The sequence below is a fragment of the Flavobacterium sp. PL02 genome (genome assembly GCF_035013205.1).
Lineage (GTDB): Bacteria > Bacteroidota > Bacteroidia > Flavobacteriales > Flavobacteriaceae > Flavobacterium.
In genome coordinates this window covers 14,271-33,328 of record NZ_JAYGJP010000014.1, presented here as the reverse complement: position 1 = coordinate 33,328, position 19,058 = coordinate 14,271, and the positions used below count along the sequence as shown (strand labels likewise).

Here is a 19,058-nt window from a genome sequence, read left to right as displayed (position 1 = left end):
ATCACATGAAATTCAAGATTATATATACAGGAGAAGAGTCATTCTTTCAATATTATAAAATAAAAGGAAAGAAAACTTTACCATTATCAGCTTATATAGAGATGATAAGAGTTGCAGGATGTAAAGTAAATAATGGAGAAATCAATGTAATACAAAACTTTAAATGGAATCTGCCTATTATAATAGAAAAGGACCCGTTGGTACTTTATATCGAATTATGGGAACAAAAAGAGGGATTCTCTTTTGAATTCTATCAGGAAAATGATGCTTTTCATAAAACAATATATGCACAAGGAAATTTATTAAATGTTTCCAGAGCTATACCTACGAAGATTAAATTGGAGCACTTGGTGGGTATAGTTCCTGAGTTAAACAAAGAAGAATTCTATAAGCAGTTAGCAAATAAATCATTTGAATATAGTAATGAATTACAGAGTATTCATTCTGTATTTCAAATACAAAATCAGTCATGGTCAAGGGTTACTCCCAAAGAGGAACATGAGCAGTATGTGTTACCATTAAATATAATTGAAAGTGCTTTTCAGACTTTAAAAGGGCAGCAAGACAGTAATACTTCAAGGATAGAAAGCATTGAAGGAATGCATATATATGGAGATATTAAGGATACACAATGGTGTCAGGTAATCAAGGAAGAAGGTAAAGAGGTACTCTATGCCGTTAATCTGCTTAGTGCGGGAGGAGAAGTCCTTTTAGTATTTGAAGGAGTAAAGTTGTTTTCGGATAATAGTGTTTTAGGATTGCAATATTTTGAAGAAGTATGGGAAGAGATTAAAGAAATCAATCAAGAAACCAATCCTTTTCAGGAAAAGAAAATTCTATGTCTGGGTGATACTAATGATGTACTTCTTCACTTTAAAAAAGCATTTACAAAATATGGTGCAGCCGTAATTCATGCTCCATCTATGGAGAATATCAAAGGATCTTTTGATTATGTATTTATATTTCCAGATCGTTCTTTGGTACTCAATGATGACGAAAGTATATCTTATGGAAAAGAAGAAGAATTTGTATTTATATGTTTAAAAAAGCTTTTAGAATTAAAAACTAATAATTCTCAGATACAGATTATTACAAACCAGACGCAGAAAGTTTTTCCTACTGATATAGTTCAGGAAAAAGGAGCTGGAATCTTTGGTTTAGTTGGTACTGTAGCTGCCGAAATGCCAACTTGGAATTTTAGAGTAATTGATATCAATGAAAAAGAGTTAATAGATTTTGAAAAATTAGCGATTAAAATACTAGAAGCAAACGAAACATTAGTGGGGTATAGAAACGGAAGTTTTTATAAGAAACTATTAAATCCTATAGATGTATTACCTGCATTACCTTATTCTAATAAAATTAGAAAAAACGGAACGTATGTAATTCTTGGAGGAGCTGGTGGATTAGGTAAAATCACTACCGAACACTTGATTAATAAATATAATGCCAAAGTATATTGGTTAGGAAGAAGGCCATTAGATATATCTATAAAAGCTAGTATAGAAGATTTTTCCGGATATAGCAGGAAGCCTGTTTATATTTCATGCGATGCGAATAAACTAGAAGATGTAAAAACTGTCTTTGAACAAATAAAATCTAGTGGAGAAACTATAAACGGTGTAATTCATTCTGCTTTAGTACTGGAAGATAAACCATTTTATGCAATGAGTTTTTCGGATTTTACTAAAGCCTTTGCTCCAAAATCAATAGCAGTTCAAAATTTGGTTCAGGCATGCAAGCACGAACCTTTAGATTTTATGTGTTTTTATTCCTCTATTCAAGGGTTTTTTAACGGTCCAGGACAAGCCAATTATGCCGCTGGATGTACCTATAAAAATGCTTTAGCAAAGGTAATTAAGCAAAAATATAATATACCTGCATATACCATTAATTGGGGATATTGGGGGAATATAGGTGTGGCTTCGGATGCTAAATATGCGGATCGAATGGATCAAATGGGAATAGGGAGCATTGAAGCAAAAGAAGGAATGATTGCCTTTGAAAAAATTCTGGAAGGCGAAAAAAAGGAACTATATGCAGTGAAGTTTTCTAAAAAAACGATTGCAAAAAGTTTAACGTCCAGAATAAAAAAGGACTCCTTAGTAAAAAAGATTACTGAAGAGAAAAGACTCATGGATCAATTTGAGTTAAATGCCTCAGATAGTGAAGAACATCAAAATAGTGTATTAGCCATAGTACAAAAAATAGCAGCTTCTCTAATTAAGCTTCCTCAGGAAGAGTTTGATATAGACGAACCTTTTTCTACAATGGGGTACGATTCTATTTTGAGTAGTCAACTTAGCGAATACATAAACAAAGAACTAAATATTGATATCCAACCAACGGACTTATTTAATTATCCTAGTATTCGATCATTGGTGCAATATATTATCGAAAATAAGGACGGTTGGAAACACAAGATAATAGAAACCAAAAATGTAAATATACTAGTGCCTAATAAGGAAGAGTATATAGCAACCCGAACAATAGATGAAAAAATAGATTCAGGTGATATCGCAATTGTTGGTATGAGCGGAGCTTATGCAGGAGCTTCTAATTTAGAAGAATATTGGGAAGCTCTAAAAGGAGGAGAAAGTCTAATAAGAGAAACCCCAATAGAAAGATGGGATGCTGCGCTTCATTACAGTCCTATTAAAGGGGAAGAAGATAAAACCTATAGTAAGTGGGGTGGTTTTATGGATAATGTGGATAAGTTTGATGCAGGATTTTTTAAAATATCAGGTATAGAAGCCGAAAACATGGATCCACAACAACGATTGTTTTTAGAGCATTGTTGGCATGCATTAGAAGATGCAAATTTAACGCAAATTCATTTAGATGGTAAACAAGTAGGAGTTTATGCCGGAGTAGGAAATAGCGATTATATACAAAATCCAAAAAACAAGCATGTATCCGTTTTTTGGGGTATGGATAATTCAATTCTTGCAGCCAGAATCTCATATTATTTAAATTTAAGAGGACCTGCAATAGCAATTGATTCAGCATGTTCATCATCATTAGTAGCATTAGAAGCAGCTTGTAGAAACCTGTTAACAAGAAATATTGATATGGGGATTTGTGGAGGCATAAGTTTAGCAGCCACGCCACTATTTCATAAAATGGCAAGTAAAGCAGGAATGTTAAGTGAGGACGGGCAGTGTTTTACATTTGATCATAGAGCAAACGGATTTGTACCAGGAGAAGGTGTAGGCGTAGTGGTTGTTAAGCGATTAAGCGATGCCCTAAGAGATGGTGATATGATTCATGCCGTAATTAAGGGAATACTCACTAACCAAGATGGAGCAACCAATGGAATTTTGGCACCAAGCGCACCATCACAAGAAGCTTTGGAAAAACAAGTATATGAAACTTTTAATATAAATCCAGAAACTATAAGCTATGTAGAAGCGCATGGAACAGGAACTAAATTAGGAGATCCCATAGAGGTGGAAGCTCTTACTAAGGCTTTTAGAACAAAAACACAAAAAAAGAATTACTGTGGTATTGGAAGTGTAAAGACCAACATTGGACATACTCTGCATGCAGCAGGATTAGCGGGATTGCAAAAAGTGATTTTGGCAATGCAACACAAACAAATGCCACCTTCTTTAAATTATCAAAAAAATAACGAATTTATAGATTTTGAGAATAGTCCTTTTTATGTAAATACAGCGCTCAAACCTTGGGATGATTATGTAGGAGGTAAAAGAAGAGCCGCCATTAGCAGTTTTGGTTTTAGCGGAACTAATGCGCATGCTATTATTGAAGAATATATTCCTTCTCCTTCAGAAAAAGGAGAAGAGATAAATGGTAAAGTAATCATCGCTATATCTGCAAAAGATAAAAATAGTCTAGAGCGATATAGCAAAAAAGTATTATCGTTTGTTCAGAACAACCCAAATATTTCATTAAACTCTTTGGCATATACGTTTCAAGTAGGGCGTACTGCAATGGAAGAGCGTTTTGCCTGTGTAGCACAGAATAAAGAAGAGCTACTATTGAAGTTAAAAAACTTTTTAAATCTGGATCGTGAAAAATCGAGCATCTCAGGTTTTTATACAAATAATATAAGAGTACAAGAGAACACTACTATAAAAGGTATTTCGGGAAAACTATTTGTAGAAAGTGCTATTAAACATGCAGAATTAGAAACTGTAGCAGAATTATGGACACAAGGTGTAAAAATAGATTGGGAGTTATTTTATAATCAAACGATAAAGAAAATTAAAATACCATCGTATCCATTCGAGAGAGATCGATATTGGATTGAGGAAACAGAAATAGAATCTCAAAAAACTTCAAAAATACATCCATTAATTCATCAAAATGCATCGACACTTAAAGAGCAGAGATTTGTAAGTGACTTTAATGGTACAGAATATTTTATTAAAGAGCATATAGTAAATGGCTCTGGTTTATTCCCTGGAGCTGCATATATAGAAATGGCAAGAGAAGCCGGAGAAATTAGTACTAATACTGAGATTAATGAATTATATGATCTTACATGGCAAGAACCTTTAAGAGATAAAGAAAACTGGCCTCAGCTTAATACTGTAATCTCAAAAACGGCAAGTTCAGAATATCAATATCAAATATTTTCAACTCACAACGAGAAAAAAGTTATACATAGCTCAGGTAAATTGAGAAAAACATCAGCTAATACTGAGTCTTCAGAACGATTAGATGTAGAGAAAATAAGAACTGAGTTATCTCTGTCTAAGAATAAAAAGGAGATATATGAACACTTTAATGATTTAGGATTTGATTATGGAAGAAACTTTCAAGGAATTGAAAATATTAAATATTCTCAGAATAAAGCATTAGTTGAATTAACATTTAAAAAGCAGGATCAGTTTGTTTTAGAGCCAGGTATGTTAGATAGTATATTTCAATGTACTATAGGACTTTCATTAGAAGGAAAAACCAATATAATTTATGTTCCATATAGTATACAAAGGCTTAGTATCTATAAAGACCTACCTCTCAAAGCCTGGTGTTTGGTTGAGTTAGTAGCGACTAAATCTAATGCTGCGGGCATCCGAAAATATAATATGGTTTTGGTAAATAGTTTAGGAGAAACGATTTTAAAGTTAGATGAATTCACACTATTGCCATTAGAAAGCATTCCTGCAGATAAAGATAAAACACAAGAAGATCGCAAAGAAGGAATCCAATATTTTAATAAAGTATGGAAAAATACTGCCCCACAAATAAGTAAGGATAAAGAAAATAAGCAATTGGTTTATTTGGCAGGATTTCAAAATGAGATAGCCGAAAAAATAAAGTGCAATGGTTTGGATGTTAGTGTCCTATCAGATAGCCAAGATCCTAAAGATGCATTTGAGGTTATTTTTAAGAAGCTTAAAGAAATTATAACAACTAAAGAGGAGATACAGCTTACTATCGTGATAGAAAGCAGCAAGTACAATCAATATGGATATTTGGTAGCATTGCTTCAATCTGCTCAATTAGAATGTTCTAAAGTAGCAGGGAAAGTAATAGTTCTGGAAGATGCGGCTAGAAAGAGTATAGAAGAAATTCTTCAAATTCTATCATCAGAAAGAAATTTGGAAGGTCTAGAAGTTCGATATATAAATGGACAGCGACAAGAAAGAATTTTGGAAGCTATAACTCCAGAAAAACAAACTCCAGAAGTAAAAATTAAGGAAGGAGGAGTGTATTGGTTAACTGGAGGAATGGGTGGTTTAGGACAAATATTCTTAGAACATATTTTGAAAACCAAGGATACAAAAGTAATTCTTACTGGTAGAAGTGTTAGTAACGATGCTTATAAAAAAATAGTAGACTCCTATCCAAATGTGCTATATAGTAGCTGCGATGTATCTGATAAAGAATCAGTAGCACTTCAGTTTCAGCAAATAAAACAACAATTTGGTGGTCTGGACGGAATCATACATAGTGCAGGAATTATAAGAGATTGTTTGATAATTCATAAAACTATAGAAGAAGCAACAGAAGTAGTAAAACCTAAAATGGACGGTATACGATTTTTAGATGAAGTTACTAAAAATGAAAAATTAGATTTTTTTGTAAGTTTTTCTGCCGTAGCTGCAGTAATGGGAAATCAGGGGCAAAGCGATTATGCCGCTGCCAATGCTTACATGGACAATTTTATGACTTACAGAAGGATAAAATGTGAGCAAGGAGATCGATTTGGTAAGAGCATAAGCATTAATTGGCCGCTATGGGAAAATGGGGGAATGAAAATGTCTGAAGAACAAAAACAGTATATAAAAAATCAAACAGGTATGTTACCAATGCCTAATGAGATAGGGACCAATAGTTTTGATCTCATATTGTTTAGTGAGCATACGCAGATGATGCCAGTATATGGTTTATTAGAAAAAATTAAAACACATAAAGCAAGTATTAAAGAGATTGTAAAAGAGGTAAAGGAGAAGAAAGACAAAGAATACAATCAGGAAACGTTAAAAGCATTTATTACTTCTTATTTAATAGATCTTTTATCAGAAGAATTTAAGTTGCCTAAAGAACGATTTGAACTTCATAAATATTTTGAAGATTTCGGAATAGATTCGATTAGCATTACCAAATTAACGAACAGTTTTGATGCTGTTTTTAATGATATTCCGAGAACCTTATTTTTTGAGTACCAATCACTTCAGGAGTTAATAGGGTATTTTCTAGAAAACCAACAAGCAACAATGCAAGAATTGTTGCTAAAAAATGAAGATTCATTGTATTCATTATCGCATAAAGAAGAAGGTAATGAAACATTTTTGGATGAAGTCGTTGAAGAAAAAAATCAAGATTTAGGTCAATTTATAGCTAAGGACAATCCAAAATATCAAGATGCTTTTTCAGTAGCCAAAAATACAGATAACGAAGAAAAAATAGCAATTATAGGATTAGCAGGAAAGTACCCTGGAGCAAATAATGTACAAGAGTTTTGGGAAAATTTAAAACAAGGAAAAGATAGTATAACCGAAATACCAGATGATCGATGGGATATGACCACTTTTTATGATGAAGAAAAAGGTAAATCAGGTAAAAGTTATAGTAAATGGGGTGGTTTTATAGAAGGAGTAGATAAGTTTGACCCATTATTTTTTAATATATCTCCTCGAGAAGCAGAAATTATGGAGCCTCAAGAGCGATTGTTTTTACAAACAGCTTGGGAAACTATTGAAGATGCAGGTTATACAAGAGAGCAATTAGGACAGTCGACTCAAGCAAATGAAATGACTGGTAATGTAGGTGTTTTTGTAGGCGTAATGTATGAAGAATATCAACTATATGGTATAGAAGAACAGCATAAAGGAAATCAGATTCATCTAGTAGGTAATCCGAGTAGTATAGCCAATAGGGTTTCTTATTTCTTTAATTTTCATGGGCCAAGTATGGCTCTCGATACGATGTGTTCCTCCTCGATAACAGCGGTAGAATTGGCTTGCCAGAGTATTATGAACGGAGATTGTAAGGCAGCAATTGCAGGTGGAGTAAACGTAAGTATTCATCCTAATAAATATTTGCTTTTAAGTAAAGCTGGATTTGCATCTAGTACAGGACGTTGTAAAAGTTTTGGAGAAGGTGGCGATGGCTATGTACCATCTGAAGGAGTTGGGGCAGTTTTGCTAAAAAAATTGTCTGACGCAGAGCGTGATGGTGATCATATTTATGGCGTTATCAGAGGCGCTTCGTTAAACCATGGCGGAAAAACGAATGGATACACGGTACCTAATCCCAAAGCTCAAACTTCGGTAATTAAAAGAGCTATGGAAAAGGCTAACCTCAACGCAAATGAAATTTCATATATCGAAGCTCATGGTACAGGAACAAGTTTAGGAGATCCGATAGAAGTAGCGAGTCTTAAAAAAGCATTTCAGGTAGATAATGAAGATTATTTATGTAAGATTGGCTCTGTAAAATCTAATATAGGACACTGCGAATCAGCTGCAGGAATATCAGGAATAACAAAAGTGTTGCTACAATTAAAGCATAAACAATTAGTACCATCTATTCATGCAGAGGAACAAAATGCTAATATTAATTTTAGTAATACTCCATTTAGGGTACAAAAAATATTAGAACCATGGGATACTAATGGAAACTCGAGAATAGCAGGTATTAGTAGTTTTGGAGCAGGAGGTAGTAATGCTCATTTGATTATTGAAGAATACAATATTCAAGAAAGGCAACATAACTATGACCAGCCAATACCGCTATGGGTTATGTCTGCAAAATCAGAGAAACAACTAAAGGAATATGTAGAGAAGCTTTTGAAATTTATAAAAGATCAGGAAGAACTTTTACCACAAGAAGTTGCATACACGCTTCAGGTAGGAAGAGAAGCAATGTCGCATAGACTCGCTTTTTATGCTACCACTATTGAGGAAGCAATCACCCAATTAAATGCTTATTTGGATGGCGTTTCGTTAGATTATTATTACGGAACTATAAATCCAGATGTACTAATGAAGGACGATGTAGCAGATACTGAAATCAAAAGATTATGGGAAACCGGGGATGCAAGGATATTAGAATTATGGTGTTTGGGAAGAAAGACTGAATGGTCTATGTACTATGATAAAAAACAATTACCTCAAAAGATAAGCTTACCTACATACCCTTTTATAAAAAAACATTGTTGGTTTTCTAAAATTGATAAAGCTAGCGAAAGTGTTGTAAAATCAAAAGAAGCCATACAGATACATCCTATGCTTCATGAAAACATTTCGGATTTGGAAGGAATTAAATTTCAAAGTGATTTCTCAGGAAACGAAACGTTCTTAAAAGATCATTTGGTAAATTCTGAAAAACTATTTCCAGGAGTTGCTTATATAGAATTGGCTAGAAAAGCACTAGAAGAAGTAACACATCAGGAGGTATTACAACTCAAAGACATTATTTGGTTGAAACCATTAAAAGTTGAAAATAAAACAAAAAAAGTTACCACTCTGGTATCTAAAGATAAAAGCGAAATTGTAGTTCAAATATCAAGTAATGAAGAAGGGAAAAGCATAACGCATGCCGAGATAAAATTGGGCAGAGAAGAGTTAAAACAACCCTTACAATATGATATTTCGCTTTTAAAAGAACAAATGCAAGGTGAGAAAGAAGGTGCAGCATGTTATGAGGCTTTTAAAAAGGTAGGTTTAGAATATGGTGATAGTTTTCAAGGAATCAAAAAAATGTATTTTAATGATCATGAATCATTGGTTAGCATTGATTTGCCTACATATGAAGGTGTTGCATTAAATCCAGGTGTTCTAGATGCGGCATTGCAAGCAACTATTGGTGTAGATTTTAATAACAAAGAAGGAGGACTTCAATTACCATATAGCCTTCAGGCGGTAGATATCTATGCTAAAGATCTATCGGGAGCTTCTTGGTGTTATGTACAAAAGCATAATGAAAAAAGCAGAACACAAAAATATTCAATGCAAGTATTGGATCAGGATGGAAATGTATTGATAGGAATGAGAGATTTTGTGTCGATACCATTAAGTCCGGAACCAAAAATAAAGCAAGAAAAGAACGATAGTGAGTCTATTGGAATTTATTATGAATCTGTATGGGAGCAAACATCTTTCGAAAATCAAGTTCTGGTTGCTCATAAAAAGAATGCTTTTATTGGAACTAAAAATGAATACACTTTAAGATTAGAAAAAGAAATACAAACCAATGGAGGAAGTGTAAGCTGGTATAGAGATGTAATGGAAGTTCCTCTAGACATAAAATCTATTTATTTTTTGCAAGGTATATGGGATGCAAATGATAAAAGCGAGGTGTTTGAGCAAATTGATAAAATAGAATTAAATGTATTTAACAATATAAAAGCTTTACAAAAAAGAAGTACCGAAAAACTAGAAATAGTATTTGTAACTAAACAAACTCAAAAGGTAATTTCTTCGGACATAGTTACTAAAAAAGGAGCAGGTATTGTTGGATTTGTTGGTTCATTGGTAAAAGAAGAAATGAACTGGGTTTTTAAAAGTGTAGATGTTTCGGAGTCCAATGATATGAAGAGCATACTTCAAGTTTCCTATTCTAAAATGGGAGAATCATTTGCGATTAGAAATCTCAATTTATATCAAAATATACTTGTACCAGTAGAAGATAAAATAGAAAAGCAATATTCTAAATTTAGAAAAGGCGGAGTATATGTGATTTTAGGAGGAGCAGGTGGTTTAGGAAAAGTTACAACTTCATACTTAGTAAAAGAATATCAGGCCAAAGTGTATTGGTTAGGAAGAAAAGAGCAAGACGATACTATTACAGCAGCAATTGAAGAAATAGCACAATACGGAGTATCTCCAACATATATCCAATGTGATGCAGGCAATAAGCTAAGCATGCAATCGGCGTATACACAAATCAAGCTTACATCTGAAGATATCAATGGGATTTTTCATTCGGCTATAGTGCTCAATGATAAAATAATTGCCAATATGAGCGAAGAAGATTTTACAAAATCATTCTACCCAAAATCAGTAGGAAGTCAATATTTAATAGAGGCTTTTAGCCAGGAAGAATTGGACTTTATTTGTTTTTATTCCTCAGCACAAAGTTTCTTTAGAGCAGCTGGTCAATCTAATTACGCAGCAGGATGTACCTATAAAGATAGTTTAGCAAAACAAGTTCAGCAAAAATCAGGAATCCCAACCTATGTAATCCATTGGGGATATTGGGGGAATACAGGAATTGTTTCTACTAAGGGGTACGAACAACGTATGCAACAAATGGGTATAGGAAGTATTAATGAAGCTGAAGGCATGCAAGCGTTAGAAAAAGTTTTCACACAAAAAAGCGGTCAACTTTTCGTAATGAAATTTTTGAATGATGCCGTAATTAAGAGAATGAATATTTTTCAATTGAAAAAGCAAAAAGTTCAACCTCCAAAAGTGGCAACAATAGAACTTAAAAGAATCAAATTAACGTCTCCAAAACAAATCTTAAATTAAAATGACTACTATAAAAAATAATGCTATAGAAATGGAAAGGATATGTTATAAATCCTTACTCAGTATTTTTATGAGTATGGGGTTTAGAAATGACATAGCTAACGAAATAGACCTGTTAAAAATAGAATTAAAGGTTATTGATAAACACACTCGTTTGCTGGAAGAATGTATTCGTAGTTTGAAAAGCCATAAATATCTTCAGGAAAATGAAGGGATGCTAACGATTTCTAAAGTAATTCAGGATGAATTAAGAGATTTTGATTGGCAGGTAACATTACAAAAAAGCACTATAGAAATGCCAGAAATGGCAAATCATGCTAAATTATTATTTGCATGTCTGGAAGGGTTACAGTCCATATTTCAAGGAAAGGTTAATGCAACAGATGTAATGTTTCCTGATGGAAGTATGGAGCTGGTTTCTGGAGTCTATAAAGGGAATGAACAAGCCGATTATTTTAATGATATACTATGTCAGGTAGTAGAAAATATTGTAGCAGATAATGTTGAAGCCTTAGGTGTAGGAGAAAAATTTACCATCCTGGAAGTTGGAGCAGGTACAGGAGGAACAAGTAATTTATTATTTAAGGTATTAAGTGCATACAAAGATAAAATAAGTTATGTATACACAGATTTATCCAAAAGCTTCTTGTTTCATGCAGAGAAGCATTACAAAAGCATTGCGCCTTATCTGGAAACTAAACTTTTTAATATCGAAAAGTCACCAGAAAATCAGGAACTCCCATTAGGAAGTTTTGATATGGTAATTGGAGCAAATGTAGTACATGCAACAAAAAACATTAGAAATAGCCTTCAAAATATAAAAGGAGTGCTCAAGAAAAATGGAGTGTTGGTATTAAATGAAATAGCTCAGAATGATATATACGCAACCCTCACATTTGGATTGCTCGATGGCTGGTGGTTGTATGAAGATGCAGAAGTAAGGCTGGAAGGTAGCCCGGGATTATCTACTGCGGGATGGCAAAAAGTATTAACAGATACAGGCTTTGTCAATGCGATGAATTACCCAGAAGACGAAGAATTATTTCAACAAATTATAATATCTCAAAGTGATGGCGAAATTATCTTGGTAAAAGAGGAGGTTAAAGTAGCACAAAGTGTAAGAGAAATTAAATCGGATAAAGCAGCAATAGATTCTAACAATGCTACGGAATCATCACAAACTGTAGATATTAGAGAGATAGAAAATTTTATAAAGGCAAAATTAGCTTTAGTGCTAAAAATGGAGGTTTCAGAATTTGATGAGATAACACCAATGTCTGATTATGGAGTAGATTCAATTATAGGATTAGAATTAATAAAGGAAATAAATGAAACGCTAACAGATGCAATTCCAACTACAATATTATTTGATTATCCTACCATAAAAGAATTTTCTAAATACTTGGCAGAAGAACATAGTTCGGCTTTTACTATACAGCCAGCAGTATCAAAAAATGAAACCAGGCTAGAGAATGAAGTCTTAAAGCAACCAGTAGAAACAATAAAAGAAGAAACAATAAAAGAAGAAGAAACAGCTTTTTTTATAAATAAAGAAAAAAGTCAAGCGCAACGCCTATGGTTAGAAAAACCTGCCACGATAGCTGATATTAAGGTTGTTGGATTTAATTTACCCGCAATACAGCAAGATGAGGTTCTGGTTGAGATTTCTCATTTCTCGCTCAATTTTGGGGATTTACTTTGTGTAAAAGGATTATATCCTACAATGCCTCCATATCCTTTTTCGCCAGGATTTGAGGCCTCGGGAACGATTATGGAAGTAGGCGAAAGAGTAACCAATTTTAAGACTGGAGATAGAGTAATAGTAATGACCGATGGAAGTTACGGATTGCATAGTACACATTGTGTTGCTAATGAATTACAGCTGTTATCCATACCCGAAAATCAATCTTTTGAAGAAGCATGTGCAATTCCTACAGTAGCGATGACTATGGTAGAAGCTTTTAGGAGAGTACAGGTAAAAAAAGGAGATTATATTTTAATCCAAACCGCCACAGGTGGTATCGGACATATTGCTGTACAATTAGCCAAATATTTTGAATTAAAGGTTATTGCCACAGCAGGCAGTGATAATAAAATAAATTATTTAAAGCAAATAGGAGTTCCATATACGATTAATTATAGAGAACAAGATTTTGAAGAAGAAGTAAATAAAATAACGAATGGCCAAGGGGTAATGGTTGTTGTGAATACGCTTTCGGGCGAAAATATTCAGAAAGGAATCAACTGTTTAGGAAAAAGAGGGCAGTATATAGAGTTATCGATGACAGCTTTAAAATCGGCAAATAAAATCGATTTGAGTAAATTTTCAAACAATCAAACCTTTATAGCAGTTGATTTAAGAAAATTAATAGGCGAAGATCGAGAATATATTGAAGGATTATGGGCTGAATGTAAAGAATATATAGAAAAGGGAATTTTAAAATCAGTGATAAGTACAGAAGTTGCTTTTGAAGATTATAAAAAAGCCTATACAATATTAGAAGACAGAAATAATATTGGTAAAGTCATTGTAAGAGCCAATTCGGCAAGAACGTCACAGATAGAAATTCCATTACGTAATTCTACAGAAAGTAAAAAATCCAATCAAAACGCCAAAGCATTGGATATAGCTATAGTTGGAATGAGTGGGCAATATGGTAGTGCAAAGGATTTAAATGATTTTTGGGAAAAAATAAAAGAAGGGGAAAGCCTTATAGAAGAAGTACCAAATGATAGATGGAATATTGAAGAACATTTCTCTGCAGATCAGGAAGTAGCTAATAAAACCTATAGTAAATGGGGAAGTTTTTTAAGAGACATAGATAAATTTGATCCCCTGTTTTTTAGAATATCAGGTAAAGAAGCGGAAGGTATGGATCCGCAACAACGTTTATTTTTAGAACATTGCTGGAAGGCTTTTGAAGATGCAGCTATTATATCAGATCAGTTAAATGGGGCAAAATGCGGAATATATGTTGGAGCAGGACAAGGAGATTATGTGCAAACAAATAATCTGGAAAATGCAGCAATTTATTGGGGAAATAGCAGTGCCATCTTAGCTTCAAGAATATCCTATTTCCTTAATTTAAAAGGTCCTGCTATTGCTATAGATACAGCATGTTCATCATCATTGGTAGCAATAGAGATGGCTTGCAAAAGTTTATATCACAAAGAAATTGATGTAGCATTAAGCGGTGGCGTATTTATTAATACAACACCTAGGTTTTACAAATTATCAAGTAAGGCGGGTATGCTAAGTAAAGACGGTCAATGTTATGCTTTTGATCATCGTGCCAATGGGTTTGTACCAGGAGAAGGGGTAGGCGTTCTGGTACTTAAGAGATTAGAAGATGCAAAAAGAGATGGCGATTATATACATGGTATTATAAAAGGAGTAGCAACCAATCAGGATGGAACTACAAATGGGATTTTAGCACCAAGTATGAAATCTCAGGAAGAATTAGAAAATGCAGTATATCAAAAATATGATATTCACCCAGATAGCATAACTTATATAGAGGCACATGGTACTGGAACAGGCCTTGGTGATCCTATAGAGTTTGAAGGATTAACACGTGCTTTTAGAAAACAAACCAATAACACTAATTATTGCGGATTAGGGAGTGTAAAAACTAATATAGGCCATACCGTTTATGCAGCAGGAGTAGCAGGAGTACAAAAAGTAATATTGGCATTACAGCATAAAAAAATACCGCCAACTTTAAATTATGAAAAGGCAAATAGTTTAATAAACTTAGAAAACAGTCCTTTTTATATAACAAATAAAATACAAGACTGGGTTACTGCTGATGCAACACCAAGGAGAGCAGCCGTAAGTAGTTTTGGATTTAGCGGAACAAATGCCCATCTGGTTGTAGAAGAGTATGAAAATAAGCATCAACAAAATCGTTCTAATAAAGAGTTTGTTATACCAATATCTGCAAAAAGTGAGAAAGCTCTTGAACGCCAAATAAAACAATTTGTTGATTACCTGGAGCAAAAAACAGTAATTTCTATTGCTGATGTAGCGTATACTTTGCAAGTAGGACGTCAATCTATGGAATTCCGTAGCGTATTTATAACAGATTCTATAACAGACTTTTTAATTAAGCTAAAGAACGATAAGAGTACTGTAAGTTCAAGCGCAATCTCGGCGAAAGAAAAAAATCAATTCAAGACCTTTTTGTCAAACGGAGCGGGAGAAGCTTATATAAAATATGCTACAGAACATAATGAATATCAGTCTTTGGCCAGTTTATGGGCTATGGGCGTAGCTGTCGACTGGAATAAATTATATAGTGATAATAAAGAGAAACCTCAAAGAATAAGCTTACCAACGTATGCTTTTGAAAAAGATAGGTATTGGTTAAAAAACAATACCATTATCGAGTCGAATCAAGGAATACAAAAACAACATCCTTTGTTACATCAAAGTGTAAGCGTAGATGAGGGAATTCAAAAATTTTGCAGTACTTATTTAGGAGAAGAGCACTTTTTTAGAGATCATATTTTTAGAAATAAAAAAATATTACCAGGAGTAGCTTATTTAGAGCTAGCCAAAACTGCTGGAGAAAAGAGTATAGAAAAACATATTACGCAATTTAAAAACGTGTTATGGCTTCAGCCTATATGGCATCAAGGAAATGAAGTAAAAATTGAAACAGAAATCATCAAACAAAAGGGAAGCCTTCAATATGTTGTATATAGTAACATAGAAGGAAAAGATACTTTGGGTTCGGAAAAACAAATTCATAGCCAAGGAGAACTGACCTCAATCGAAGTCTCAACACCTATAAAACATGATATAGAGAAAATTAAAAAATCTCTTAACAAAAGTATTTCCAGAGATGCTTTCTATAAGACATACCAAGAAATAGGATTAGAGTTAGGAGCCTCTTTTAGAGGAGTGCAACACTTGTGGTATAACTCTTCTGAAGCAATTTCTAAAATTGAATTGCCAAAAGGAGAAGGATATACTTTGACTCCAGGTATTATGGATAGTGCTTTGCAAACATGTATAGGGATCAATTTAGAAAAAGAAGTAACAGGACTCCTATTTCCTTTTAGCGTAGAGCAGATTGATATTTACCAACCATTAGAAGAGAATATATGGTCGTATGTACGAAAAAGTAAAAATAACAAATCAGATGAAGTCATTAATTATGACGTAGATATTTGTAATCTGAATGGAGAAGTATTAATCGCATTTCAGAATGTATTATTTCTGCCAGAAAGAAAAACAATGCCAGAAATAATAACAACTGAGCAAGCACAATTTTATAAACCAGTTTGGAAAGAGACTCCAATAAGTGCTAAAAGAAATGCCGAAGTAAAACGTAAAATAGTAATCTGTGATGCTGCTCCAGAAATGGCAGCACATTTTCATGAATTATTAAATACGGATATAGCTGTGATTGAAGCCAATTCTGCCGAAACTTATTTTGAAAAGACAATAGCAATAATCAAGGAATTGATAACAAGCAAAGAAACTGTCGAACTAATCCTTGCATATCCTATAAATAAGCAGTTAGACATAGCGTTTTTAAGTGCTTTATTAAAAACAGTTTCGCTTGAGAACTCAAAAATCATAACAAAAATGATAGGAATTGATAAGGAGTTTACGATATCAAATAGTGTCGTTATTTCTAAAATAATTGAAAATGAAATAGCATCAACAGATCAGGAAATTAAATATACGAAAGGAAACAGAAATTGTAAACAGCTAGAACTAGTTAGCCTTCCAAATTCTAAAGGAAAAACAGCTATTAAAAGAAATGGTCTCTATGTGATTACTGGAGGAATGGGGAGTTTAGGACGCATTTTGGCAACACATATAAGTAGTCATAAAAAAGCTAAAGTCATTCTTTTAGGACGTAAAAGATTAAATAAAAGTCAACAAGATTTTATTGGGAATTTGCCAAATGCAACCTACATGATTTGTGATTTAGCAAGTGAGCAAAAAGTACAGAATACAATTTCTAAAATTAAAACAAAGTTTGGAAATATAAACGGACTCATTCACGCAGCAGGAATCACAAAAGATAGTTTAATCCTAGCCAAAACAGAAGAAGAAGCTAAAAGTGTTTTTACTCCAAAAATGGAAGGACTAAAACACTTAGACGAAGTATGTAAAGATGAGCCTTTAGACTTTATGATACTATTTTCTTCTATCGTAAGTGAATTAGGAAATATTGGGCAATCAGATTATGCTGCAGCCAATGCCTATCTTAATAATTATGCTTTATATAGAGAAGAGGAACGATTACAAGGAAACAGACAAGGTAAAACCTATAGTATTGGATGGGGATTTTGGCAAGATGGAGGAATGAGATTGCAAAATGAACAAATAGCCTATTTAGAGACTCAATGGGGGATGAAACCAATGCCAACAGAAGTAGGATTAGAATTATTTGAAACAATTTTATCTACAAATTCTCAAAATATAATAGTAGCCTATGGAGATTCGAAAAAAATAGGAAATGTTATTACGAACCATTTTACTGAAAAGAAAAAGGATGAAAATGCAGTAGAACAAATTGGAAAAAATGTTAGAGAAGCGCTCACGGATAAGTTACACTTATTGATTGCAGATCTATTAAAGCTAGATAAAGATAAAATAGAAAGAGATAAAGATTTAGCATTATATGGAGTAGATTCAATTTTACTAACCGAATTAAATGCTGAGCTGAATGCTTATTATGAGATTTCATTATTACCGTCAGTATTTTACAATAATACAACTATAGAAAGTTTAGCTGAGCATTTATTAGAGGAATATAATGCAGCCGTTCATGATAAACATCAAGACATTGATGCAGTAATTTCAGAAAACGGATCAAGTAATAAAAATACCTCATCGAGTACAAAAAATAACGAGCATAGCCTAAGTCAGCTAGATACTAACGAATTACAAAGTACCATAGAAGGGTCTTCTTATTTGATACAATTTCATAAGATAGTACCCGAAAAACCTAATGTTTTTATTATACCAGGCGTTCCGGGTATTGCGTATGGATATTATGAATTAGCAGAGCAGTTCTCTAAATATGGAAACTGTTATGGAATCACTATGCAAGGAATTTTTGATAATAAAAAACCACTAGACAGCATAGAAAAAATGGCTAGCCATAATGTAGCTGAGATTGCTAAAATAGCACAACCAGACTCAGCGATATATCTTGTTACGCATAGTTTTGGTGGACTAATTAGTTATGAAATGGTAAAGCAGTTACAAGCATTATGTATAGAAGTTAAACAAATATTTATGCTCGATTGTTTTCCTAATACATTATCCAGCAACGAGATGGATAAAACTGTTTTGTTCCTTAATTTATTCCCTGAAATATTTGATAAAGTAGAAATAGAAGCTTTAAAAAATAGAGTACAAGCCATTCTACAAGAAAAAAATACAGTTAGAAAGGAATTATTATATGATTTCATTACAACAAATGGAGTAACAGTAAATGAACAAATGTTTGGAAAACTATGGGATGTTTTTGATGTATCTATGAGTTGTACTTACGAAATGGATATTCAGCATCAGGTTCCTATTACACTAGCCAAAGTAAAAGATCAGGTAATTACAAATGGATCCTATGATTTAGGTTGGAGTCCATATTTTGAACAGGTAGAAGTAATAGATGTAGAAGGAGATCATTTTTCGATAATAAGAGAACCTCATTGCTCCAAATGGGTTAAAGAAATAACATTTTATAAAGAACAAAAAGAACAAGAATCCTTGAATTAAATAACATAAAAAAATATACGTAATAATGATAGTATCTATAACTAAAATAAAAAGTACATCTCTATTAAAATCAATGTCATTATTCTCTGTAGAATACAGATTAAAAAAACAAATGAAAGAGGTAAAGTGCTTAAAATATAGAAGTTTGAAACTTTTTAGAATTGTCTATACAATGACATTATGGAGAGACCATGAGCATATGTTGGAATTTAGAAACAATGGTGAACATAGAAATGTGATGAAAGATATTGGTAAAATAGCAGTATACGGAGCCTATGTTTCTTATGAAACAGAAAAAAGTCCTTCATGGAGATCTGCCATAAAGATGTTAGATGAAAATGGGAAAAAAGTAAATTATTAAT

Annotated in this window: 3 protein-coding genes; all 3 read left to right on the top strand. The window is 33.1% G+C overall.

Features of this window, described 5'->3' with window-relative positions; genetic code table 11:
* The first annotated feature begins 5 nt into the window (after nucleotides 1-5).
* The 3 genes from SHI72_RS23010 to SHI72_RS23000 all read left to right on the top strand — a co-directional run bounded on the left by SHI72_RS23010 (nucleotide 6) and on the right by SHI72_RS23000 (nucleotide 19,057).
* Nucleotides 6-10,949, top strand: a complete 10,944-nt coding sequence (locus tag SHI72_RS23010; RefSeq protein ID WP_323491534.1) for an SDR family NAD(P)-dependent oxidoreductase — start codon at nucleotides 6-8, stop codon at nucleotides 10,947-10,949.
* A 1-nt stretch (nucleotide 10,950) separates the two neighbouring features.
* A complete protein-coding gene (locus tag SHI72_RS23005; protein WP_323491533.1) occupies nucleotides 10,951-18,696 on the top strand; it encodes an SDR family NAD(P)-dependent oxidoreductase in 7,746 nt (2,581 codons plus the stop codon).
* 172 nt (nucleotides 18,697-18,868) lie between these two features.
* The gene (locus tag SHI72_RS23000; protein WP_323491532.1) at nucleotides 18,869-19,057 is read left to right on the top strand and encodes a hypothetical protein; all 189 of its coding nucleotides are present in this window, start codon (nucleotides 18,869-18,871) and stop codon (nucleotides 19,055-19,057) included.
* Nucleotide 19,058 lies beyond the last annotated feature (1 nt).